The following is a 21,865-nucleotide window of genomic DNA, read 5'->3' on the forward strand; positions in this document are numbered from 1 at the left end:
ATGGGCATTGATCTTCCGGTCATCTGGGCCGTGATTATCGGCTTTGGATTGATGATGTATGTGGTGATGGATGGTTTCGATCTCGGGATCGGCATCCTCTTTCCGTTCATCCGCGACCGGGCAGACCGCGACACCATGGTGAACACGGTTGCGCCGGTCTGGGATGGCAACGAGACCTGGCTGGTGCTGGGCGGAGCCACGCTGATGGGAGTCTTCCCGCTCGCTTATTCCGTGCTGCTGAGCGCGCTCTACATCCCAATCTTCTTCATGCTGGCAGGACTGATTTGGCGCGGCGTCGCTTTCGAATTCCGCTTCAAGGCGGACGAAGCGCACAGGCCGTTCTGGGACAAGGCCTTCGCCTGGGGCTCCTATATCGCGACGTTCTCGCAAGGCGTCGTGCTGGGCGCCTTCATCAACGGCTTCAAGGTGACTGGGGCCTCCTACGAGGGCGGCAGTTTTGACTGGCTCAGTCCATTCAGTCTCTTCACAGGCGCCGGCCTCATCGTGGCCTATGCCCTGCTCGGCTGCACCTGGCTCATCATGAAGACTGAAGGCGAACTCCAGCACCGACTCAAAGCGCTGGCGCCTCCGGTGACGCTCGTCCTTGTCGCGTCGATCGTCATCGTGAGCGTGTGGACCCCGCTCACGCATCCGAGCATCGCGACACGGTGGTTTTCATTCCCCAACATCATCATCTTCTCGCCGGTGCCACTGCTTGTCGTCGCGACGACTTGGGTCATGATGCGCGTGCTTCGGAGCGAGACACACGCATCGCCATTCCTGCTCGCGCTCCTGCTGCTGTTCCTGGGCTATACTGGTTTGGCGATCAGCCTGTGGCCGAACATCATTCCACCGGCCATATCGATCAGGGAAGCCGCCGGGCCGCCGGAAAGCATGGGCTTCACGCTGGTCGGTGCGCTTTTCGTCATCCCCTTCATCCTCGCCTACACCGCAATGTCCTATTACGTGTTCCGCGGAAAGGTCAGAGCCGGTGAGGGGTACCACTGATGACTGCTCATCCATCCGTCGGCGCACAGACATGGCTTCGGAGGGTCGGCTGGCTTGTTCTGATCTGGGCGGCCAGTGTGCTGGCGCTGGGCGCTGTCGCGGGATTTTTCAGAGTGCTGATGAATCTTGCCGGGCTGACCGTGTGAAGTTCAAAATGACTTCGCGCGCATTGCCGTGTCTCGGCATTGCGTCAGCGTTCGGAAACTCTGCATGCAGGAAATTCTACCACACTTGGGACGGCGATTGAAATACCGGTGACTGAGGAGTAGGTTGCTCACGCAAGATGGTGATCGAAGCCAGGCTGTGATGGCGGTATGGCCACGGCCTGATGTGGGAGGGCTGCCCTCATGAAGGAGCGCCTGAAGACGATTATCCACCGGCGCGATTTGCTTCGCTTTGGGATTGCCAGTGCTGGAGCAGCGACCGCGAGCACCTTGGTGCTGGAGCCGGCGGCAGCCAAACCCGTCGATCTCAAAGATAAGCGCAGGGCGCGCTATCACGCCGACTCCGCCGAGGTTCAGGACTTCTACCGCGTCAACAGCTATCCCACCCGATAAGGGGGAAGCCGCTGTGCTAACAAGAATATCCAAGGAACGTCCTGCGAAAAGGCCTGGTGATGCACCTGCACCAGGTGGCGAGTTGGGACGTCGTGCGTTTCTGATACGCTCCGGCGTTGTTGCTGGAGCGCTTGCCGCGCTCGGCACTCTTCCGCTGACCGGCGTGCGGAAGGCACAGGCCGGCCCGCCGCCGCCCCCCGGCGCGACAGTCACAACGCGCAAGAATGTTTGTACTCATTGCTCGGTCGGCTGCTCGGTGATCGCTGAGGTCGCCAACGACGTGTGGATCGGGCAGGAGCCGGACTATGACAGTCCGATCAATCGCGGCTCGCATTGCTGTAAAGGGGCCGCGGTTCGCGACGACGTGCTGAGCGAGCGCCGCCTTCGCTATCCCGTCAAGCTCGTCAATGGCGAGTGGACCCGCATCACCTGGGAGAAGGCGATCGACGAGATCGGCGACAAGATCCTCGACATTCGCCAGAAGGCTGGTCCCGACTCGGTCTACTGGCTCGGGTCAGCCAAATTCACCAATGAAGCCGCGTATCTCAATCGCAAGCTTGCGGCGTTCTGGGGCACCAACAATTCGGATCATCAAGCGCGTATCTGCCACTCCACGACCGTTACCGGCGTAGCCAATACCTGGGGCTATGGCGCGATGACGAACAGCTATAACGACATCCGCAACGCCAAGACGATTCTGGTGATGGGCGGCAACCCGGCTGAGGCGCATCCCGTCTCGTTGCAACACATTCTGGAAGGCAAGGAGCTTAACCGTGCCAACATGATCGTTGTCGATCCGCGGATGACGCGGACCGCGGCCCATGCCACCGAATATGTAAGGGTGCGTCCGGGCACCCACATCGCCACGATCTACGGCATGCTGTGGCACATCTTCGGGAACGGCTGGGAAGACAAGGAATTCCTGAGCCAGCGCGTTTACGGCGTTGACGAGATTCGAAAGCAAGCGGCGAAATGGAATCCGAAGGAGGTCGAGCGCGTCACCGGTCTGCCTGAGGCTCAGGTCAAGCATATTGCCGAGCTGTTCGCCAAGGAGAAGCCGGCGACCCTGATCTGGGCGATGGGCCAGACCCAATTCACCACCGGGACCGCCAACGTCCGCGCCAGCTGCATTCTCCTGCTCGCTACCGGCAATGTCGGCGTCCCCGGCGCCGGGGCCAACATCTTCCGCGGCCACACCAATGTGCAGGGTGCGACCGATCTCGGTCTCGATGTGACGACGCTGCCGCTCTACTACGGCCTGGCGGAAGAAGCATGGCGGCACTGGTGCCGGGTGTGGGAAGTCGACTATGACTGGATGAAGTCGCGTTTCCCCGACAAGAAATTGATGGAAACGCCGGGTATTCCGAGCACGCGCTGGTTCGACGCGACATTGCTGCCTAAAGATCAGGTCAATCAGCCCAATCCGGTGCAGGCCATGTTCGTCATGGGACACGGCGTCAACACGATTACCCGGATGCCGGAGGCGGTGCGCGGCATCGAGAAGCTCGAGCTGCTCGTGGTTTGCGATCCCTATCCCACGGCGTGGTCGGTGCTGTCCGAGCGCAAGAACGGCACCTATCTGCTGCCCGCCTGCACGAGCTTCGAGATGGACGGCTCGCGCACGGCCTCGAACCGCTCGCTGCAATGGGGCGAGAAGATCGTCGAGCCGGTCTTCGAATCGAAGAACGACTACGACACGATGTACATGCTGGCGCGCAAGCTCGGCTTTGCCGACCTGATGTTCAAGAACATCAAGGTCGAGAACGGCAAGGTATCGGCGGAGGACATCCTGCGCGAGATCAATCGCGGCGGCTGGTCGACCGGCTATTGCGGTCAATCGCCCGAACGGCTCAAGGCGCATATGCGCAACCAGGCCAAGTTCGACCTCGTCACGATGCGGGCGCCAAAGGACGATCCTGAAGTCGGCGGTGACTACTACGGCCTGCCTTGGCCGTGCTGGGGAACGCCGGAGTTCAAGCACCCCGGAACGCCCATCCTCTACAACACCAACCTTCCGGTGAAAGAGGGCGGCGCCACATTCCGCGCCCGGTTCGGAGTTGAGCGGGTCGTCAAGCGCAAGGTGATGGAGAACGGCCAGGAGGTAGAGCGGGAAGACCATGACAACCTGCTCGCGGAGGGCTCCTATTCGGTCGGCTCGGAGATCAAGGACGGGTATCCGGAATTCACGCTTGGCGTTTTGAAGAAGCTGGGCTGGGACAAGGACCTGACGCCGCAGGAACTGGAAGTGATCCAGCGCGTCAATACCGCAAATCCTGATGCCGTATCATGGTCGCTTGACCTATCGGGCGGGATCCAGCGCGTGGCGATCGAGCACGGCTGTTCGCCTTACGGCAACGCAAAAGCGCGCATGATCGCCTGGAATCTTCCTGATCCGATCCCGGTGCACCGAGAGCCGATCTATACGCCGCGCCCTGACCTCGTCGCGGACTATCCGACGCTGCCGGATGCCAAGCAGTTCCGGGTGCCCAATATCGGCTTCTCCGTGCAGAAGGCTGCCGTCGACCGCGGCATCTCCAAGCAGTTTCCATTGATCCTGAGCTCGGGTCGACTGGTCGAATATGAAGGAGGCGGCGAGGAGACGCGTTCCAACAAGTGGCTCGCCGAACTGAAGCAGTACATGTTCGTCGAAATAAATGTGGCGGATGCAGCCGAGCGGGGCATCAAGGACGGCGGCTGGGTGTGGGTTACTGGCCCGGAGAATAACTCGCGAACCAGGATGAAGGCGCTCGTTACAGAGCGCGTCGGCAAGGGCGTCGCCTGGATGCCGTTTCATTTTGCCGGCTGGTTCGAGGGCGCCGATCTGCGAGCCAAATATCCGAAGGGGGCCGATCCGATCGTACTGGGCGAGAGCGTCAATACGCTGACAACGTATGGCTACGACCCCGCAACCGGCATGCAGGAGCCGAAGGCCACACTTTGCCAGATCAGGGCCGCCTGAGAGGAAAAATCGATGGCTCGAATGAAATTCCTTTGCGACGCAGACCGCTGTATCGACTGCAACGCATGCGTCACGGCCTGCAAGAATGAGAACGAGGTACCCTGGGGTATCAATCGCCGCCGCGTGGTGACCATCAACGACGGCAAGCCGGGCGAGCGTTCAGTGTCGATGGCGTGCATGCACTGCACCGACCCGCCCTGCGCGGCAGTCTGTCCGGTGAGCTGTATCTATCCGACCGAAGACGGCGTCGTTCTCCACGACAAGGACCTGTGCATCGGTTGTGGCTATTGCTTCTATGCCTGTCCGTTTGGCGCGCCGCAGTATCCGAAGGTGGGCAATTTCGGCTCGCGCGGCAAAATGGATAAGTGCACCTATTGCGCCGGCGGCGGCGGACCCGAAGCCCCCGGCAGTGCCGCGGAATATGCGAAGTACGGGTCAAATCGTTTCGGCGAGGGCAAGCTGCCATTGTGTGCCGAGATGTGCTCGACGAAATCTCTGCTGGCCGGGGATGGCGACATCATCGCGCAAATCTATGGAGAGCGTGTTCGCAAACGCGGTTACGGCTCGGGTGCCTGGGGCTGGGAAACGGCCTATCACGAGGACATCAAGAGCTGAACGGACGGGCTGATCGAGAGGATCAGAACAGGTGATTGTCATGACGTTTCTCGCACGCATTCGCCTCGTGACAATCTTCCTGATATTGATCGGCGTTGCCGCGGTACCCGTGTGCGCCCAAAAGCTTGGTCCGGACGGTGCCCCAAATCCGGATGCGAGCGTCACCAGCCAGCGCGCGCTGCTTGAGCAGGCTCCGCGGATCGAGGGGCGCATCGACATTCCCGACGTCAAAGCCAGCGTGCTGATGCAGCCCGCAGGCCGGACGTGGGACTATTTCCATGAAGTTCTTCTGCATTGGGGTGGAGCGATCGTGATCGTCGGAACGATCGCGCTCCTCGCGCTCGCGTATCTGATCATCGGGCGCATCCGCATTGCGGCAGGGCGTTCAGGCCAGAAGATCGTCCGCTTCAAGACCTTCGAGCGTTTCTCTCATTGGCTGACCGCGGTCTCCTTCGTCATCCTCGGCCTGACCGGCTTGAACATCACCTTCGGCAAGATCCTGCTGCTGCCGCTCCTCGGCCCGGAGACCTTCTCCGATATCTCCCAGATTGCCAAATACCTGCACAATTTCACCAGCTTCGCTTTCGTGGCGGGACTGATACTGATTGCGGTGATCTTTTTCAGGGACAACCTGCTGGCGAGAGTCGATGTCGAATGGCTCAAGCAGGGTGGCGGCTTCATCAAATCCAAACACGCGCCGGCAGGACGGTTCAATCTCGGTGAGAAGATGGTCTATTGGCTGTCCTTGGCAGCCGGTATCGCGGTCTCCGCCTCGGGATTTCTGCTGCTGTTTCCTTTCTATGGCACCGACATTGCGGACATGCAGCTCGCGCAGGTCGTCCACGCCATTATCGCCATTTTGTTCATCGCGCTGATCCTGGCTCACATCTATATCGGCACGCTCGGGATGGAAGGCGCGTTCGAAGCCATGGGCTCGGGCGAAGTCGATCTCAACTGGGCGAGAGAACATCACGATCGCTGGCTTGCCGAGCAGCTCGAACGGGAAGGCGGGCGACCTTCCGCGACGCCGGCGGAATGAAAGCCGGGACATCCGAGCGGCACGACTTACTGCTGCGAGTTTTTCTTCAGGGATAAACACCATGGATGAAGTGACGCGACGTGCCATGCTGGCCGCAACGGCGGCCGGCGGCGTTTTGACCTTGACATCCGCGGCCAATGCGCAATCGGCTGAGCCGACGCCGCAACCGCAGCGACCCGGACATGGCGGCACTGATCCGGGACCGCGCAATCTGGCGCGTGATCGGCAAAATCCGGATCTGCTCGTTCCGCCGTCGACCGACCACGGCACGCTTCCCAACCTGCGCTTTTCATTCTCCGACGCTCATATGCGGCAGGAAACCGGCGGCTGGGCCCGTCAGGTCACGGTTCGGGAACTCGGCGTATCCAGGGAAATGGCGGGCGTGAATATGCGCCTGAACGCCGGTAGCGTTCGCGAGATGCATTGGCACAAGGCCGCCGAATGGGCCTACATGCTGTACGGAACGGCCCGCATCACGGCGATCGATGCTCAGGGGCGCAATTTTGTCGACGACGTCGGCGTCGGTGATCTCTGGTATTTTCCGCCAGGTGTCCCGCATTCAATTCAGGGCCTCAACCCGGACGGCTGTGAATTTCTGCTCGTGTTCGACGACGGCGATTTCGACGAAGAGAATACGTTTCTGCTGAGTGATTGGTTCAAGCACACGCCGAACGAGGTACTCTCGAAGAACTTCGGGGTTTCAGGCTCCGCTTTCGCCCATGTTCCGGATCCCAGCGAGCTCTATATATTCAACGCCAAGGTGCCGGGCTCGGTTCAATCCGACAAGATCGCCGGGGCCACTGCGGTATCCCCGGGTTTCAGCCACAAGATGCTGGCGCAGCAGCCGATCAAGACGAAGACCGGCACGGTGCGCATTACGGACACCAGCGTCTTTCCGGTGTCGAAGACGATTTCGGCGGCGCTGGTCGAGGTTGAGCCTGGTGGGATGCGGGAGATGCATTGGCACCCCAACAGCGACGAATGGCAATATTACATTGACGGGCAGGCACGGATGGGCGTTTTTGCTGCATCGGGCCAGGCCCGCACCTTCGATTTTCAGGCCGGCGATGTCGGCTTCGTTCCCTTTGCGATGGGGCACTATGTGGAAAACACCGGTACGACGACGCTGCGTTTCCTGGAGGTTTTCAAGAGCAGCTATTATGCCGACGTCTCGCTCAATCAATGGCTGGCGCTGACGCCGCCAGAATTGGTGAAGGCTCACCTCAAACTGGACGATCAGGCCATGGCTGCCCTGCACAAGGAGAAGTTTCCGGTCGTGCCGGGATGATCGCCGTCGCGATGGAAAAATCGCCGGCGATCTATTCGTCGCTGCCGTCCGGCGCGCGTTGCGCCTTCGCGTCGCGCTCACGCAGATAATCATCGGTCGTGCGAACGGTCGGACTCGGTGCGCCGTAGGACTCGAAGCCCTGTTCTGCGACAAAGGCGACGCGGCAGTCTTCGCACATCTTGATGACGTCCAGCCTCTTGGCCGAAGCCGTGTACATCCAGTGCCTGCCTTCGAGCCTGGCCACCACGCGCTCGATGCTGCTTTTGACGCCGAATGGCTTGCCGCAGCGGATGCAGCAGAACGGCTCTTCCTCCTTGAGGATGCGAACCGGTGCTCTTGAGGCACCAAAATCGATCCGCGGCACCAACGTGATGACTTTCTCGGGGCAGGTTGACCGGCACAGGCCACACTGCACGCAGGCATCCTCGACAAATCGCAGCACTGGCCGCTCGGGATCGTCGCGCAAGGCGCCCGTCGGACATGCCGACACACAGGACAGGCACAGCGTGCAGCCGCCCACATCAATCTCGACTGCTCCGAACGGCGCGCCTTCGGGCAGCGCGATCACATCGACGGGGGCCGGGGCGCAACGGTGCAGTTCACTGAGAGCAAAACGCAACACGTCGCGTTTCTTGCCGACCGGGCGGAAGCTCGCCGGGTGCGGCACCGGCAACAGGTGCGGAATCGCGTGAAGTGCGTCAAGCAGGCTGTCTGGATCATCTGTCTCGATCGTCGCGATACGGCCCGCCCCGAAACCAAGCCCGACGAGGATGGGATCCGCCACCGCGATCGTGCGCGCCAGGCCCGAGACATCGTGACGCGGTTTTGCCCGCAACAGGAAGCGCACGGCTGATGCGCCATAGGCGAAAGCGGCGGTGACAGTTTCCAGTCCGACCTGCGTAATCTCGTTCACCGCAAACGGCAGCACATTTGCCGGCAGCCCATCGCCGAACCGAGCCAGCGCGTCGATCAGCGGCGTGCCGTGCGTCTCGTCGTGAACCAGCACGACGGCTGCTTCGCCGCCGGCCTCGCGGAAGGTGATCAGCATCGCGCGGAGCCGGCGCATGAGCGCGTCCTCTGGCGGCAACGCGTAGGAGGCCGCGCCGGTAGGGCACGCGGCCGCGCATTGGCCGCAGCCTGCGCAGATGTTCGCGTCGATCGCGACATGGTCTCCTGCCGAGCTGATGGCGCTCGCCGGACAGAGGTCCAGACACCGGGTGCAACCCGTTCGCTGCGAACGCGAGTGAGCGCATAGCCTGGCTTCGAAATTGATGTAGCGCGGCTTCTCGAAGGTGCCGACGAGATCGCGGGCCTTGAGGACCGCCTGTAACATCGCCGCGGGATTGGCCGGGTCCGCCCGCAAATAGCCGTCACGCAGATCAGCAGCAGAAAACAGCGCGGCTCCGCCGGTTAGATCCAGGACGATGTCGCAAGTCGAGCGGGCGTTGTTGCGCGAAGGTCCGAAGGTTAACACCTTACGCGAGGAGGGGGCAGCTTCGGCGAAATCGTCGACCGTGATCTCGAACGCGCCGAGATAGCCTTTGGCGCCGGTTACCTTGCCTTTTGCCACCGGAAATTCAGCGCTGCGCGGCGGCGCAATCAAGGCGGGCGGCTCGATCAGCACGGTAACGTCGAGATGATCCTTGAGCAGGTTGCCGGCCTCCACGGCGGTCTCGTCCCGGCCGCAGATGAGAATGACGCCGCTGCTTTGGAGTTCGACCGATGGCGTCGGTGGAACTGGCTCGGCGGCGAGCGCGAGCAGCGCCGCCATCTTCGGGCCGGCCTGTTTCGCCTCGCTGGACCAGCCGGCGGTCTCGCGGATATTCGCAAACTGCATTTCGTTCTCGCGGCCGATCTCGGCAGCGACATCGGTGAACAGCGTTGCTTGCCGAGTGCATCCGACCGTGAGAGGACCATTCTCGGACGCGATCGCCCTGAAGCGGTCAAGTTCCGCGCCACAAAGCTGAGTCGCGGGCGTGGTGTCGCAGCGGCAGCCACGGCGGACGGCCTCCGCGTCGAGTGGCATCGTGCCTTCGCACGAGCAGATCAAAACGCGCCGCGCGGGATCAGGTGTTGCGGTCACGATCGCATGCAGCCTCTGGTATAGCCGGCGCCGCTGGCCCGGAACTCCCGGGAAGTATATACTGTCTGGGCTCAAAAACCGATGCCGAGATACCAGGACAGGTGGGTGGCAGGTGGGCATACCGCGCGACTTTTGGCTCTCCTGCGGTCATCATCTGCTCGACCGCGACGCGGCCGGTCGCTTGGTGGTCACGGATGAGTTCCTGAAGGTGTATCTGGCCCGCCCGGAACTGGTGCCGCCACCGGAGGCGTGCGCTGCCGAGCGGGCCCTGCACAGCGAACTGCTGCGTGAACCAAGACAGCCAATCGCGGCCTCGCGGATTACCGCGATAGCCGATGCGGACGCGTGCGAGAACTGGCAGATGCTGATCGCCTGGCGGGATCATCTGCTAAGGCACGACAGTCTGGAAGCTGCCTATCTTGCGATTGCCCGACACAACATTCACTTTCCCCGGCTACTCGTCGGTCAATTGGTTCAGGTGATCCTGCGCAACATCCTGGATGGGTGCGATGATGTCTTCGTGCTGCGCGCAGCCGAGATGTTCTTTCGGCCGCAAAAGATCGCATTCCAGGAGATGTCGGTCATCGCAGTCGATGAAGACACCGAAGCGGAGTTTTCGAAGCACTCGGCGTCACCGCTGCTGGCGCTGTTGGGATTGCCGGCGGCTGCGGATATTGATCTCCTGAGCGAGGCAACGGCGCAAAGCTATTGGGAGCGGAGCGACCGTTTCGACATGGCGCTCGATCTTTCGCCGGGCGGATATGGCCTGGCCGCGCTCAGTGATGTCATCGCCCGCTGGCTTGCGCATCTGCTGGCGATCGACGCGGCGGTCGCCCCCGTTGCAGATTTGGAGAATTTGCCGTGGAATTGGTACGTCGGACTGAGCTCGGAAGCTACCCATATCGGCGACGCCATCTGGCGCGGAGGTGACCTTGCCGATGCGCAGCGCGCGCAATTGGTCAGCCTGCTGCGACTATCGTTTCGTGATCCGATGGATATGATCGAGAAGGTCAGAGGCGAGCCGGTGCACCTGCTGCTCGCGGTGACTGCCGATGGGGCACTGCGGCTGAAGCCGCAAAACCTTCTGACCGGATTGCCGGTTCGCGATGTGGAGGCGGTGAATTGATATCGACCGCACTGGCACGAATTTCTGTCGGCGTCGTGGTCGAGCGGCGAAAGGCGAAAAGTGCTTGGGCCGATGTCCTGTGGCGCCCGGTTTCGGTATTTGCGGGAACTCCGGCGGCGACGCCTTGGACGCTGCTAGGTGCCGAAGGGGAGGTAACGCTATTCTATGCGGGTGAAGCAGTGATCGAGTTGCATCGCACCGAGACCACCAATTATCGTAACAACCTCGTTTCAGGTACGCCGTGTCTGTGGGTCAACATGCGTCCGACCACGTCTGAACCGCCGTACGAATTGCTGGCCGTCACGGCAGATCCGGCCGAGGGCGAAGCCTTTACCGATGCCGGCAGCAATCTGGTCGAAGCAGTGCCGATGCCACCAGAAATCGCCGATATCGTCCAGCGGTTCGTCGCCGCGCATCATGTGGAGCGCCCCTTCGTCAAACGGCAGCGCGATCAACAGGCGGCTCCGCTTCGCGATGCAGCGGAAAAGGGCAAGCGATGAGTGAGCAGAAAAACCCTTTGCTGCGCTGGGCGCGGTTGAAACAGGCGGCCAAGGCCGCGGAGGAGATCGATGCTTCGGCCAGCACCGAGGTAACGGCCGCGCCAGAGGCGCCATTTGATCCTGCGAGCCTGCCCTCGACCGAGTCTATCGTGGCGGATACCGACATCATTGCATTTTTGCGTGCCGGCGTGCCGGCCGAATTGGCGCGGGCGGCCTTGCGCAAGGCATGGACGAGCGATCCTGCTATTCGGGATTTCATCGGGATCGCGGAGAACCAGTGGGACTTTAACGACCCAAACGCGATTCCCGGCTTCGGCCCATTGCTGCCAACGGAAAGTGGCGTGGACATTCTTGCTCAACTCGCCAGCGGACTTGAGCGGCAGCCACGCACGCTTGAAGATATTGCGGCCGCGGAGCCGACAATCCCTGCGGACGCGAACGCTCACGCATCCGATCCGCCGCTCATTAATCCGCCACTCGTTAGCCCGGGCGCCGCGGCCGGCGAAACGCTGGCTCCCGCAGAAGGGGAGAATATGTCGACGGTCAGTGGGACCCGAAAAGCCCGGCGTCACGGCAGCGCGTTGCCGCGCTGAATGGTCCGGTTCGGCCGCCGGCTTTTGCTTTTTTCGGATCAGGAACCATGGTGGACATAGCTTCTCAGGGCTTGCCCGGGCGCAGCATCGACGAGATCGACGGCGCGCGCGCACGCGAATATGCGCTGTTGGCAACCTTGCTCTCGCACAGTCCGGACGCGCAACTATTGTCGACTCTGGCCGGCGTCCGCAGCGATACCAGTCCGATCGGACTGGCCCATGCCGCCCTGGCTGAAGCAGCCCGGCGATCCGTCAGGGAAGGTGTCGCGCGCGAGTATTTTGCGCTGTTCGCCGGGCTGAGGGACGGTGCGCTATTGCCGTATGCCTCGCATTATCTGGCCGATACATTGTACGGCCGCCCTCTGGCGCGAATTCGGGAGACACTGCAACGTCTTGGCGTCGAGAAGGCGCCAGAGCGAATTGAGCCGGAGGACCATGCAGGATTTCTCTGCGAAGTCATGGCAGGTCTGGTCGGGGGCGATATTTCCGCACCCGACGGCACGGACCGGGCCTTCTTCGAGGAACATCTTGCCTCGTGGATCGGACGTTTTTTCGTTGATCTCGAAACGACCAAGTCCGCTCATTTCTATAGATCTGTCGGCACACTCGGCCGAACCTTCATCGAAATCGAGGCGCATGCTTTTGCGCTGTCCGCCTGAACACGTACTTTTGTGCGCCGAGGGAAGCTCTGGGGTCGCCAGGTGTGCTAGGAAGCGAAAATCGGAGAATACTGAATGCGCGCATTCATTTTTGCCTGCCTGGTGTTGACCGGTGTCGCGGTTGGCTCCGCCGCCATCCTTTTGGGAGTTGTTCAAGAGCCGGTCTCAACGGCGTTCGCCGAACCAAGCGCAAGGGTCTAAATAGCACAGGAAGGTTTAGGCCGAATTAGGCCAGAACACTTTACCCATATTGGAAACGGAGGTTTCGCATGACCCGTTCCCTGCTAATTGCATTCATGATTTTGGCTTTTGTTGTTGTCGGCGGCGAACTGTTGAGCCCCCGGCCGAGCGCCCTGGAACAGTCGACCGCAGCAATGCCCTCGTTGCAAGAACTGCACACGATGGCGAGCGTCCAAAAGCTCCCGCTTCAGGACATCGAGGATCAGTCGCTGATTTATCCCACCGCAGCGAATGAGGAAGCGCGGCCAAAGCCATGATCTTTGGGCGTCGCCAGTAGCAGCACGACGCACACCACTGCGATCGATCAAATGACCGGTCCCGTCAGACAGCGGGATGATAAGCACGGCGTGATCGTGGCGCGCCAGCCGGCAACGGCTCCTGCAGGCCGGCTGCGAAGCAACCGACGCTGACGACGTAGAGCCCGACGGGGCGGGGCGAGCTCCGGGTGATGACCTCCGCTTCGTTGAGCTGCTGGTTGGTCAACGCGTGATAGTGGTTCACCGGCGATTCCAGGATTTGCGGGCAGCGAGACCAGGCTGACGAACGCCGTGATTGTGCCCTTCAGGAGCAGCAGATATGGCAGCCCGACGTTCATGAAGGCTCCGGCAGGAGAATCCGATGACGGCGGCGAGCACCAGAACGTCGATCGTGGAAATTCCGACAATCACGTGAAGGGCGACGGGAATATTTTGCAAACCAGAGTGCCCGGACGATTGCCTTGTATCGCAATGCGATGTACTGGCATTAGCTGAGCGCGATCTCAGTGCGAATTCCTCTCACCGATATTTCTGCTGGACCATCCCAATGCCGCGTGCCTCTGAAGCAAAGAATCCTTCGCGTAAGCAACGTAACAACGCCGCAGGGGTAATCACGCGCGCGCCGATAGACGGAAGTGAGAGTGGATTGTTCGTCGCCTCCGTTGAGAAGGCCTTTCGGGTGCTGGACGTGTTTAAGGCGACGAAATCCGAGTTGGGGCTCTCGGAAGTGGCGGCGAAGAGCGGCATTGGCAAGAGCGCGGCGCAAAGGTTTCTCTACACCCTCCAGACCCTTGGATATCTGACCCAGAATCCTGCTTCCAAAACGTTCCGGCTTTCTTCAAAGCTCTTTGAACTCTCCGCCTCCTACGTGCCGGAAAATCTGTTGCGCGAGAAGGCCGAACCCGTGCTGGAAGAGGCCAACCGTCGCTGCGAGGAAACATTAAACCTCACAATTCTCGACGGAACCGACGTGACCTACATCCTGCGCTTTCCCAGCAAACACGTGGTCAGCGTCAATTTGACGGTGGGAACGAGGCTGCCTGCATTCTGTACCGCGCCTGGACGCATCTTGTTGGCTCATGCTGAAGCCGGGACAGTCGAGGCGGCTCTCGATAAGTCGCAGCTTGTGCGACGAACAGAACATACGGAGATCGATCCCGCGAAGCTGCGCGAGATACTGAAACAGGTGCGTCGACAGGGCTATTCGTTTTGCAACCAAGAGGCCTTTTTGGGTGACATCTCGATCGCCGCGCCAGTCGTCAATTCGTCGGGCGATGTCGTAGCCGCAGTGAATGTCGCGGTCCCCTATCCTCGCTGGTCCATTGCCAAAGCGCAGCGGCAGCTCGTTCCGGTCATCAAGGACGTGGCCGAAGGCGTATCGGCGGCCCTGCGTTCCTAGCGAGCCGTTTCTCCAAAAAAGCCGGCCGGATGCGGCCGGCGCCTCGCGCATTCGCTGAGCGCAGTCGGCATTTCAAGGCCTGATTGCGAAGTCCCGCTATTTTTCCGTCGCTCTCCGTACGGCCTTCCCGGTGCGTATCCGGAATCCGCCTGCCGATGCCGCCTTGACAGGGCGTGTATCAAATAGTGATATTACTGTATCGTATTTCAATCGGTGCCGTCAGAGCGTCGAATTTCTAACGATGGAGACGAGGGAATGTCGCGAGATGGCTGTGGAATGTTCTGGCGTGGTGCCGGCGTCGCGTTTTGCGGTGCGATCCTGTTGAGCGCTATCGATTCCGCGGCTGCGCAGGATCGGACGGGAATAACGGACACGTCGATCAAGATCGGTATTTTCCAACCTCTTACGGGGCCGGCGACGATTTTTGGCTATCCCGTAAGCAACGGCGTCACCGCAGTGTTCGACGAGGCAAACGCCAAGGGCGGCATCAACGGACGCAAGATCGAGATTGTTCTTGAGGATGACGGCTGCGACAACGCGAAAACGGTGGCTGCGGTAAAGAAGCTTATCTATCGCGACCGCGTATTCGCGCTGCACGGAGGAACATGCAGCGCGGGCGTGCTCGCTTCCAAGCCCGAAATGATCTCCTCGAAGGTGCCGTATCTGGCAATGGGAGCGACGGTCGATGCCGTAGCCACCCCCCTCAGTCCGAATATCTTCAGTACGATCATGCCTGCGAGCCAGGAAGGCGTCATGATTGCTCAAATGCTGCGCGACGCCCCCGGCCAGAGGGTTGCGATCGTCAAGCACGCCGACGAGTGGGCCGATACGCGTACGACCCCCATGTTGGAAGCGCTGAAGGGAAGCGGCAAAGACATCGTCGCGACGGTTCAACTCGATCGACGAGCGGTAGATGCAACGGCTCAGGTGCTGCAACTCAAGGAAGCCAAGCCCGACGTGACGGCGGTGATCCTGTTCCCTGCTGAACTCGCTGTGTTTCTGCGAGACGCTCAGAAATACGGCCTAAAGGGACCATTCGCGATTCCGACATCGGGGCAGGACATCATGGATCTGGCGCGCAGGGCCGGTAGCGAGGAAGCTTTGGCCGACATCTATACCATCTCGCAGATGAGAGGCGTGCCCGGTTCGGAGCAGATGAAGCCCTTGGAGGAGCTGATCCACAAATACTACAAGGACGAGAAGATCCAGCAGTTCAGCTTCCTGGGAATTTCAGGTGCGGTTCTGATGGTCGATGCTCTGAAACGCGCGGGCAGGGATATTGATCGTCAAAAATTCCTGGCTGCGCTTGAGCAAACCAAGGGGTTGGATGCCGAAGGAGCCGACTGCAAGATCGAATTTTCGCCGACCGATCACCAGGCCTGCAAGACGGGCACCTGGCTGACCTATAGAAATGGAAAGATCGTCGTGCTGGGACCGCATTGGCATAAGTTCGACTAACCAAGTATCCGAGGGAAACGCCGTGAACGTCGTCAACCTGTTGATCGCGGGACTAGCAAACGGCAGCCTTTATGCCCTCGTCGCACTCGGCCTGGTCTTGATCTATAAAAGCCAGGACATGGTGAACTGGGCGCACGGGGAAACGCTGATGCTCGGCGCATTCACCGGCTATTTTGTGTATGTCCAGCTCAAGCTGCCGTACGTCGTCGCCTTTCTTCTTTCGGTCATAGCCGGCGTTCTCCTCGGATACATCGTCGAGCGACTGCTTGTTCGTCGGTTAGCTCACGTTCCCCATATCAGGCTTGCCATGCTGACCGTCGGGTTGGCCATATTTCTAAGGGGGGTGGCGCGGCTTCCTTTCGGATCTGACATCTACGCCTTTCCCCCTGCGTTCGGGTCGCAGCCGCTCAGCTTCGACGGGTTGGTCATCGCACCACAGGCGCTCATCAACATCGTTGCCGCTCTGCTGCTGGCGGGATCGTTCTTCGTCGTATTTCGTTTTACATCACTTGGCCGGCAGATGAGGGCGACACAACAAAGTCCGACCGGCGCGTCGATGGTCGGCGTGAATATAAACTGGATCTACTCACTCACATGGATCATAGCGTCGGCTGTCGGTTCGACCGCGGGCTTTCTCGCAGCGCCGCTGACGCTGCTCTATCCGGATATGGGGGCCGCCTATCTACTGAAGGGCTTCGCTGCCGCTGTGGTTGGAGGGTTCGGAAGTGCCCCAGGAGCGATTGTCGGGGGCTTCACGATCGGAATCGTGGAAATGCTGTGCGGCGGCCTGATCAGCACGAAGATCATCGACATCTCGGCCTATCTGCTGATCATTCTGATCATTTGCGTCCGGCCGGAGGGATTGTTCTCGACCGGCATTCGCAAGCGGGTCTGAGAATGAAGAACATCATCTTCTTCCTTTTTGCTGGCTGCGCCGCCGCACTCTTGATCGCACTTCCTGAGATCGGTGATCCCTATATTCTATACATCGCCAATCTAGTCCTGGCCTACGTCGTTGTAGCCATAGGCTTCAACATCCTGCTGGGGTTCGCAGGACAGTTCGCATTCGCGAGCGCGGCATTCATGGGAATCGGCGCCTATACCCTTGCGCTGCTCATGTCGCGACTGGGAGTTAGCTTTGCCGTAGCCCTTCCTGCATCCGGCGTCGTGGCCGCCGTGATAGGCGGTCTGGTGGCATTGCCGTCGCTGAGAATGAAGACCGTCTACCTCGCGATGGTCACGATGGCGTTTGCCGAGATCGTCCAGTGGGTGCTGGTACAGTGGAAGGACGTCACCCTCGGTACAGAAGGCGTCAATGTTCCGTTCCCGAGTCTGGCCGGGTTCGAGATTTCAACTGATGAGGGCGTGTACTATCTCCTGCTGGGCATCGCTGCGGTGTGTTACTATCTCGCTCGCCGCCTCCTTCATTCGTGGATCGGGCGCGCCTTTGTGGCGATTCGTGAAAATGAAATCGCGGCGAAATGCAGCGGCATCAACGTGCCGGCAACCAAGGCGATTGCGTTCTGTCTTAGTGCTTTCTTTTCGGGCATCGGCGGAGCGATGTTTGCGCTGTCGCTGCGCTATATCGTCCCAGACGGTTTCGGCGTTTTTCAGCTCACGATTCATTTCTCGATGGTCGTGATTGGCGGTCTTGGAAGTCTCGTCGGTTCCCTGCTCGGCGCGCTTCTTCTCACGAGCCTCCCCGAGCTGCTGCGTGGTGCGCAGGCTTATCAGGAAATCATCTATGGCGGTCTTCTGATATTCTTCGTGAGCTTCCTTCCCAACGGATTGGCGGGCTTCCTGCGAGCGCGCGGAATTCTGCCACCAGAAGTTCTTGTGCACGGTTGGAGATCGTTCGCGGTGGGCCGTGAGGCCGGAGCGTCCGGCAAATCAAGCGATGGAGCCATGCCGTCGGGACTTCAGCAATCGGCATTTCACGAGGAAGCGGAGCAGGTTGCGGCCAAAGCTTGCGCCTCGAGGGCTGATACATGAGCACCGCACTGCTTCGCGCAGAATCGATTTCGGTGCGCTTCGGCGGGCTGTTGGCAGTCGACAATGCGTCGCTTCAGGTCGGCAGTGGAGAGATTTGCGGTCTTATCGGACCCAATGGTGCGGGCAAGACAACGTTCTTCAACGCAGTCTCTGGCCTTGTTCCAATAACATCAGGTGAGATCGAACTCGATGGTACTCGGATCAATACGCTGGCCGCACATGTGCGGGCGAAGCTGGGATTGAGACGAACGTTCCAATCGGTTCAGCTCGCGCAGGAATTGACCGTCCTGGAAAATGTCGCGATCGGTCTCCATACGCAAATCAGGGAAAACATCTTCACCACGCTTTTTGAGCCCCGCGAGCGAAAACTCGCAGATTACGCGGCGCAGGAGAAGATTTATGAAGTCCTTGAAGAATTGCACGTCGGAGATCTTGCACTCAGACCCGTGAAGACGCTCAGTTTTGCGCAGCAGAGATACGTCGAAATCGCCAGAGCGCTTGCTCCCGCACCGAAGGTGCTGATGCTGGACGAGCCAGCCGCCGGCCTTACGCCAGCGGAGATCGTGAACCTCGACAGGCTTTTGGTAAGGCTGGCGCGAAAGAACGGCATTGCGATTCTACTCGTCGAGCACGTGATGGATCTGGTCCTGAACGTGTGCGATCGGGTCTTCGTCTTCGAGAGTGGCCGACTGATCGCGAGCGGGTGTCCCGCCGAAATCGCGGGCCATCCTCGAGTCCGGGCTGCGTACCTCGGAGATGAATATGCTGAGGGTTGAGGGTGTGGCGGCGCGCTATGGCACCGTTGAGGTCCTTCGTGGCGTGTCGCTGGAGGTCGTGCCAAGAAGCGTCGTCGCGCTTCTCGGCGGAAACGGTGCCGGCAAAACGACGACGATGCGCGCCATTATGGGATTGTTGCCGATCACGGGCGGTTCCATCGAGTTTCGGGGGGCGAGGCTGGATGGCAGTTCTCCTCATAAAGTCGTTCGCCGGGGATTGGCTCTGGTCTCGCAGGATCGGGACCTTTTTCCCGAGATGACAGTAGCGGAAAACCTCGAGTTGGGCGCGCTGTCCCTGTCCAGCAGCTTCGACAAGGAAGCGCTGCTTCACGACCAGTTGGAGTCGTTTCCTCGGCTCCGCGAACGGTTGTCGCAGCCAGCAGGAACTCTTTCCGGTGGAGAGCGGGCAATGTTGGCCGTTGCGCGCGCCCTCATGTCCAAACCGGAGCTGTTGCTGCTCGATGAGCCGACCTGCGGACTCGCTCCAATTGTTGTATCGGAGCTGGGTCGGGCGATCGTCAGGCTCAGTCAAGCTGGTCAGACGATCCTGCTCGTTGAGCAGAACATCAGGCTGGCCCTGCGAGTGTCCCAGCACGTTTACGCCATCAGGAATGGCAGGATCGACCTATCTGCCAAAACATCCGAAGTCTCGGAGGACGAATTGGCGAAATCCTACCTTCTGTGATCAGTTGCGGTCGTTCGTATGGGGAGGAAGTGGAGCGCTGCTTATGATGATCCCGGAGCGCCGCAGTGAATTCTCCTGGCAACCGGCGCAACGTCTGGGCGACGAGAGGCTTTCAGAAGCATTTCTCTGGATCCTGTCCATTCTGGGGGCGGTCGTGAATGTCGCCGTTATCGCAGCCGTTCTCTTGCTGAAGTAGTTCGTTTCCAGATGCCCTGCGCGTGCGCCGCCGGAGGCGTTGCTAGAAGCGAGAAACTCGAAATGGCGAGATGTCGATCGCTGGCTTTGATCCGGTGACCAGCGCCGCAATAAGTTCAGCAGTCATTGGAGCGCCGGTCAGGCCGAGGTGACCGTTCCCGAAGGCGTAGAACACATTGTTGAATCGTGAAGCTCGGTCGATAACTGGCAGCGAGTCTGGCATGCAGGGGCGATGGCCCATCCAAATACTCTCGTCGATCCCGACTTTAAGATCTGGCAGCAGTTCCGGTACGTTCGCGATGAGCGCGCGTGCCCTGGCGTAGTTGGGGGCGCTGTCAAGACTGTCAAATTCCACCGTTCCGGCAATTCTCAACCCGATATCCATGGGCGTGACAAAATATTTGCGATCTGCAGCGACAACCGGCCGGCTTAGCTCGACGTTCGGCTTGTGAACGGTGATATGATAGCCGCGCTGCGTTTGGAGGGGCAGATCATCACCAATCTGCCGGGTGAGCCTCGTCGACCAAGCGCCTGCTGCAATCACGAAGGCATCCCCCGTCACGGGGCCGGAATTCGTCAGCAGCGCGCGTGGCCTTTCCGGGCCGATATCGAACGCAACCACTTTTGCATTGATGACCTCGCCGCCCCTTCTCACAAACACTTCCGTGAGCCTGTCGACAAGTCCCGCGGGATTGGTGATCATGCCTTCGTTCGGAAGATAGACGCCGAACGAGTATCGCTTGCCGATGGATGGCTCAAGCTGACGTATATCGTCGGCATTGACATCCTCGACGGTTACGCCGCGCGCCCTTCGCAGCGCCCAAACTGCCTGATCTTTCCGAAAACTGTGCTCGTCCGCATAAAGCTGCAGCTGGCCGCGCCGGCGGATGAGGTCGGTACCTCCGATCTCGGCCAGGAGTCCCGTGTACAGCTCGATCGAAGTGCCGAGCAGGGCGCTCAAACCCAGCGAGATTTCCTGAACGCGAGCAGGCGACGCTTCCCTGACGAAGCGCCACAGCCACGGCGCCGCCTGCAGAATGTAACTCGCGCGAATATGGAGGGGAGCCTTGGGATCAAGCAGCATTCCGGGCACCTGGGCAAGCACGCCGGGCATGGCCAGCGGCGCGACCGATCCGGGGCTAAGGCTTCCCGCGTTGCCGAAAGAACAGCGCTTCTCGGCGATCCCCTCGTCGACCACCACGACCTGCAGGCCGCGCTTCAATAGCGCCAGCGCCGCCGTGATGCCGGCGATTCCACCTCCTACCACCACGAGCCGGGAAAATGGTCGATGTTCGGCTCTTTGCGGATTGATTGTGTGCACTGGGAGGTGCATTCCGGACCCCTGCGTGAAATCGCAATACAATGTTTATGTATCGTATTGCAATCAATGGGAGTGTCAATGAACTTGCCTCAGTGGCCGCCCTGCGCGGCGGGCAATTGACGCATTTGCGATAACCGAGTATCGTACTCCGATTAAAGCGTATCGAAAGTCGGAGCGGGCGATGGCGAGAACGATCAAGGTGGCTGCAGCGCAGACTGGCTCGGTCGAATCGGATGACATGATGTCAACCGTTCCGCGCGCGCTCGGCATGATCGATGAGGCGGCGCGCCAAGGCGTCAAGATCATGACGTTCTGCGAACTCTTCCTGTCTCCGTTCTTTCCGAACCAGTTGATCGAAGATAACGATCGATTCTTTACTGAGCCCACGGGCCCGGTCTTGAGTCCGATCCTGGAGCGGGCAAGATCGCTTGGGGTCGCGCTCGTCCTGCCATTCGGAGAGCGGGCCAATACCGGCAACTACAATTCGGCGCTGATTGTCGATTCGTCAGGAAAGGTTCAGGGCGTCTATCGCAAGACGCACATACCGGCGTACTTTCCAAATCAGCAGGCCGGGGGCACTGGCAGTTACGAGAAGTTCTACTTCACGCCAGGCGGTTCATTGCCGGTATTTGAGGTGGACGGCGTTCGGATCGGAGTCCAGATCTGCAATGACCGTCTGTATCCGGAAGGCTCGAGAGTCCTGGCCTTGTCGGGTGCAGAGATCATATTCATGCCGATTGCGTATTCTGTCTATGCCAACCCCGAGCATCGTAATTCCATTTGGGAGCTGGCGCTCAGGTCGCGCGCATTTGAGAATGGTGTCTACGTCGTTGCCGCAAACAAGGTCGGCGTCGAGGGAGTGCGCCGACATCTTGGTCGCAGCATGATCGTCGATCCGCAGGGCATGAAGATGGCGGAGGCCAGCAACGAACAGGAGGAGTTGCTGGTGCGCGAGTTGGACCTCGATGTGGTGTCGGCCTATCGCAAGAAGTTTCCGTGGTGGCGCGACCGTCGTCCCGAGCTTTACGGGGCGATCAGTCAGGCGTGACCCCCAAGGGCAGGATGGCCACGCCACCGTGACGAGCTTGTGCGACGGCCGTCAAAACCTCGCGAGG

23 protein-coding genes are annotated in these 21,865 nt (G+C 60.2%); 20 read left to right on the top strand and 3 right to left on the bottom strand.

The window, feature by feature from the left end; genetic code table 11:
- The 7 genes from cydB to QOU61_RS11295 all read left to right on the top strand — a co-directional run bounded on the left by cydB (position 1) and on the right by QOU61_RS11295 (position 7,466).
- Positions 1-1,008: a cytochrome d ubiquinol oxidase subunit II gene (gene cydB, locus QOU61_RS11265; protein WP_289658378.1), complete on the top strand. Its 1,008-nt coding sequence runs from the start codon at positions 1-3 to the stop codon at positions 1,006-1,008.
- The gene (locus QOU61_RS11270) at positions 1,008-1,154 is read left to right on the top strand and encodes a DUF2474 domain-containing protein (protein ID WP_289658379.1); all 147 of its coding nucleotides are present in this window, start codon (positions 1,008-1,010) and stop codon (positions 1,152-1,154) included. The genes cydB and QOU61_RS11270 overlap by 1 nt, the downstream gene beginning before the upstream one ends.
- A 201-nt stretch (positions 1,155-1,355) precedes the next feature.
- Positions 1,356-1,565 carry a formate dehydrogenase gene (locus QOU61_RS11275; protein WP_289658380.1) on the top strand — a complete coding sequence of 70 codons (210 nt, stop codon included), beginning with the start codon at positions 1,356-1,358 and terminating at the stop codon, positions 1,563-1,565.
- A 13-nt stretch (positions 1,566-1,578) separates the two neighbouring features.
- Positions 1,579-4,524: a formate dehydrogenase subunit alpha gene (locus QOU61_RS11280; RefSeq protein WP_502876914.1), complete on the top strand. Its 2,946-nt coding sequence runs from the start codon at positions 1,579-1,581 to the stop codon at positions 4,522-4,524.
- A 12-nt stretch (positions 4,525-4,536) separates the two neighbouring features.
- On the top strand, positions 4,537-5,139 hold the full coding sequence (fdh3B, locus tag QOU61_RS11285) for a formate dehydrogenase FDH3 subunit beta (protein ID WP_289658383.1): 603 nt from the start codon (positions 4,537-4,539) through the stop codon (positions 5,137-5,139).
- Positions 5,140-5,179: 40 nt separating this feature from the next.
- A complete protein-coding gene (locus tag QOU61_RS11290; RefSeq protein WP_289658385.1) occupies positions 5,180-6,178 on the top strand; it encodes a formate dehydrogenase subunit gamma in 999 nt (332 codons plus the stop codon).
- A 61-nt stretch (positions 6,179-6,239) separates the two neighbouring features.
- On the top strand, positions 6,240-7,466 hold the full coding sequence (locus QOU61_RS11295) for an oxalate decarboxylase family bicupin (RefSeq protein WP_289658386.1): 1,227 nt from the start codon (positions 6,240-6,242) through the stop codon (positions 7,464-7,466).
- A 31-nt stretch (positions 7,467-7,497) separates the two neighbouring features.
- Here QOU61_RS11295 and QOU61_RS11300 read toward each other — a convergent pair whose 3' ends face one another.
- A complete protein-coding gene (locus QOU61_RS11300; protein ID WP_289661458.1) occupies positions 7,498-9,492 on the bottom strand; it encodes a 4Fe-4S binding protein in 1,995 nt (664 codons plus the stop codon).
- A 169-nt stretch (positions 9,493-9,661) separates the two neighbouring features.
- Between QOU61_RS11300 and QOU61_RS11305 the strand changes: the two genes are divergently transcribed.
- The 5 genes from QOU61_RS11305 to QOU61_RS11325 all read left to right on the top strand — a co-directional run bounded on the left by QOU61_RS11305 (position 9,662) and on the right by QOU61_RS11325 (position 12,924).
- Positions 9,662-10,675, top strand: a complete 1,014-nt coding sequence (locus QOU61_RS11305; RefSeq protein WP_289658387.1) for a DUF6352 family protein — start codon at positions 9,662-9,664, stop codon at positions 10,673-10,675.
- Positions 10,672-11,175, top strand: coding sequence for a DUF3305 domain-containing protein (locus QOU61_RS11310; RefSeq protein ID WP_289658389.1), 504 nt, complete (start codon positions 10,672-10,674; stop codon positions 11,173-11,175). Before QOU61_RS11305 ends, QOU61_RS11310 begins: the two co-directional genes overlap by 4 nt.
- Entirely contained in the window at positions 11,172-11,768 is a 597-nt protein-coding gene (locus QOU61_RS11315) for a DUF3306 domain-containing protein (RefSeq protein ID WP_289658390.1), read from the top strand. Before QOU61_RS11310 ends, QOU61_RS11315 begins: the two co-directional genes overlap by 4 nt.
- Positions 11,769-11,815: 47 nt before the next feature.
- On the top strand, positions 11,816-12,427 hold the full coding sequence (locus QOU61_RS11320; protein ID WP_289658391.1) for a TorD/DmsD family molecular chaperone: 612 nt from the start codon (positions 11,816-11,818) through the stop codon (positions 12,425-12,427).
- Between the two features lie 269 nt (positions 12,428-12,696).
- Complete coding sequence (locus QOU61_RS11325; protein ID WP_289658393.1) at positions 12,697-12,924, top strand: hypothetical protein; 228 nt, start codon at positions 12,697-12,699, stop codon at positions 12,922-12,924.
- A 64-nt stretch (positions 12,925-12,988) separates the two neighbouring features.
- On the opposite strand, the gene QOU61_RS11330 is transcribed toward QOU61_RS11325, so the two are convergent.
- On the bottom strand, positions 12,989-13,168 hold the full coding sequence (locus tag QOU61_RS11330) for a hypothetical protein (protein ID WP_289658395.1): 180 nt from the start codon (positions 13,166-13,168) through the stop codon (positions 12,989-12,991).
- Positions 13,169-13,570: 402 nt separating this feature from the next.
- Between QOU61_RS11330 and QOU61_RS11335 the strand changes: the two genes are divergently transcribed.
- The 7 genes from QOU61_RS11335 (at position 13,571) to QOU61_RS11365 (ending at position 19,430) form a co-directional block, all read left to right on the top strand.
- Positions 13,571-14,323: an IclR family transcriptional regulator gene (locus tag QOU61_RS11335; RefSeq protein WP_289658397.1), complete on the top strand. Its 753-nt coding sequence runs from the start codon at positions 13,571-13,573 to the stop codon at positions 14,321-14,323.
- A gap of 255 nt (positions 14,324-14,578) precedes the next feature.
- Positions 14,579-15,781, top strand: a complete 1,203-nt coding sequence (locus tag QOU61_RS11340) for an ABC transporter substrate-binding protein (protein WP_289658399.1) — start codon at positions 14,579-14,581, stop codon at positions 15,779-15,781.
- 22 nt (positions 15,782-15,803) lie between these two features.
- Entirely contained in the window at positions 15,804-16,676 is an 873-nt protein-coding gene (locus QOU61_RS11345; protein ID WP_289658401.1) for a branched-chain amino acid ABC transporter permease, read from the top strand.
- 2 nt (positions 16,677-16,678) lie between these two features.
- The gene (locus tag QOU61_RS11350) at positions 16,679-17,773 is read left to right on the top strand and encodes a branched-chain amino acid ABC transporter permease (protein WP_289658403.1); all 1,095 of its coding nucleotides are present in this window, start codon (positions 16,679-16,681) and stop codon (positions 17,771-17,773) included.
- The gene (locus QOU61_RS11355) at positions 17,770-18,549 is read left to right on the top strand and encodes an ABC transporter ATP-binding protein (protein ID WP_289658405.1); all 780 of its coding nucleotides are present in this window, start codon (positions 17,770-17,772) and stop codon (positions 18,547-18,549) included. Before QOU61_RS11350 ends, QOU61_RS11355 begins: the two co-directional genes overlap by 4 nt.
- A complete protein-coding gene (locus tag QOU61_RS11360) occupies positions 18,536-19,234 on the top strand; it encodes an ABC transporter ATP-binding protein (RefSeq protein ID WP_289658406.1) in 699 nt (232 codons plus the stop codon). Before QOU61_RS11355 ends, QOU61_RS11360 begins: the two co-directional genes overlap by 14 nt.
- A gap of 43 nt (positions 19,235-19,277) precedes the next feature.
- Complete coding sequence (locus QOU61_RS11365) at positions 19,278-19,430, top strand: hypothetical protein (protein WP_289658408.1); 153 nt, start codon at positions 19,278-19,280, stop codon at positions 19,428-19,430.
- A gap of 42 nt (positions 19,431-19,472) precedes the next feature.
- On the opposite strand, the gene QOU61_RS11370 is transcribed toward QOU61_RS11365, so the two are convergent.
- Entirely contained in the window at positions 19,473-20,762 is a 1,290-nt protein-coding gene (locus QOU61_RS11370; RefSeq protein WP_289658410.1) for an NAD(P)/FAD-dependent oxidoreductase, read from the bottom strand.
- A 169-nt stretch (positions 20,763-20,931) separates the two neighbouring features.
- On the opposite strand from QOU61_RS11370, the gene QOU61_RS11375 reads away from it, so the two are divergent.
- Positions 20,932-21,798, top strand: coding sequence for a carbon-nitrogen hydrolase family protein (locus QOU61_RS11375; protein WP_289658412.1), 867 nt, complete (start codon positions 20,932-20,934; stop codon positions 21,796-21,798).
- Positions 21,799-21,865: the final 67 nt, after the last annotated feature.

The sequence above is a fragment of the Bradyrhizobium sp. NP1 genome (assembly GCF_030378205.1).
Lineage (GTDB): Bacteria > Pseudomonadota > Alphaproteobacteria > Rhizobiales > Xanthobacteraceae > Bradyrhizobium.

Bases quoted from the DNA above. Each gene is read 5' to 3' on its own strand.
- QOU61_RS11360 (WP_289658406.1), top strand. From the start codon at position 18,536: ATGCTGAGGGTTGAGGGTGTGGCGGCGCGCTATGGCACCGTTGAGGTC.
- QOU61_RS11365 (WP_289658408.1), top strand. From the start codon at position 19,278: ATGATGATCCCGGAGCGCCGCAGTGAATTCTCCTGGCAACCGGCGCAA.
- QOU61_RS11340 (WP_289658399.1), top strand. From the start codon at position 14,579: ATGTCGCGAGATGGCTGTGGAATGTTCTGGCGTGGTGCCGGCGTCGCG.
- QOU61_RS11355 (WP_289658405.1), top strand. From the start codon at position 17,770: ATGAGCACCGCACTGCTTCGCGCAGAATCGATTTCGGTGCGCTTCGGC.
- QOU61_RS11375 (WP_289658412.1), top strand. From the start codon at position 20,932: ATGGCGAGAACGATCAAGGTGGCTGCAGCGCAGACTGGCTCGGTCGAA.
- QOU61_RS11275 (WP_289658380.1), top strand. From the start codon at position 1,356: ATGAAGGAGCGCCTGAAGACGATTATCCACCGGCGCGATTTGCTTCGC.
- QOU61_RS11295 (WP_289658386.1), top strand. From the start codon at position 6,240: ATGGATGAAGTGACGCGACGTGCCATGCTGGCCGCAACGGCGGCCGGC.
- cydB (WP_289658378.1), top strand. From the start codon at position 1: ATGGGCATTGATCTTCCGGTCATCTGGGCCGTGATTATCGGCTTTGGA.
- fdh3B (WP_289658383.1), top strand. From the start codon at position 4,537: ATGGCTCGAATGAAATTCCTTTGCGACGCAGACCGCTGTATCGACTGC.
- QOU61_RS11320 (WP_289658391.1), top strand. From the start codon at position 11,816: ATGGTGGACATAGCTTCTCAGGGCTTGCCCGGGCGCAGCATCGACGAG.
- QOU61_RS11290 (WP_289658385.1), top strand. From the start codon at position 5,180: ATGACGTTTCTCGCACGCATTCGCCTCGTGACAATCTTCCTGATATTG.
- QOU61_RS11300 (WP_289661458.1), bottom strand. From the start codon at position 9,492: ATGCCACTCGACGCGGAGGCCGTCCGCCGTGGCTGCCGCTGCGACACC.
- QOU61_RS11370 (WP_289658410.1), bottom strand. From the start codon at position 20,762: ATGCACCTCCCAGTGCACACAATCAATCCGCAAAGAGCCGAACATCGA.
- QOU61_RS11350 (WP_289658403.1), top strand. From the start codon at position 16,679: ATGAAGAACATCATCTTCTTCCTTTTTGCTGGCTGCGCCGCCGCACTC.
- QOU61_RS11270 (WP_289658379.1), top strand. From the start codon at position 1,008: ATGACTGCTCATCCATCCGTCGGCGCACAGACATGGCTTCGGAGGGTC.
- QOU61_RS11325 (WP_289658393.1), top strand. From the start codon at position 12,697: ATGACCCGTTCCCTGCTAATTGCATTCATGATTTTGGCTTTTGTTGTT.
- QOU61_RS11315 (WP_289658390.1), top strand. From the start codon at position 11,172: ATGAGTGAGCAGAAAAACCCTTTGCTGCGCTGGGCGCGGTTGAAACAG.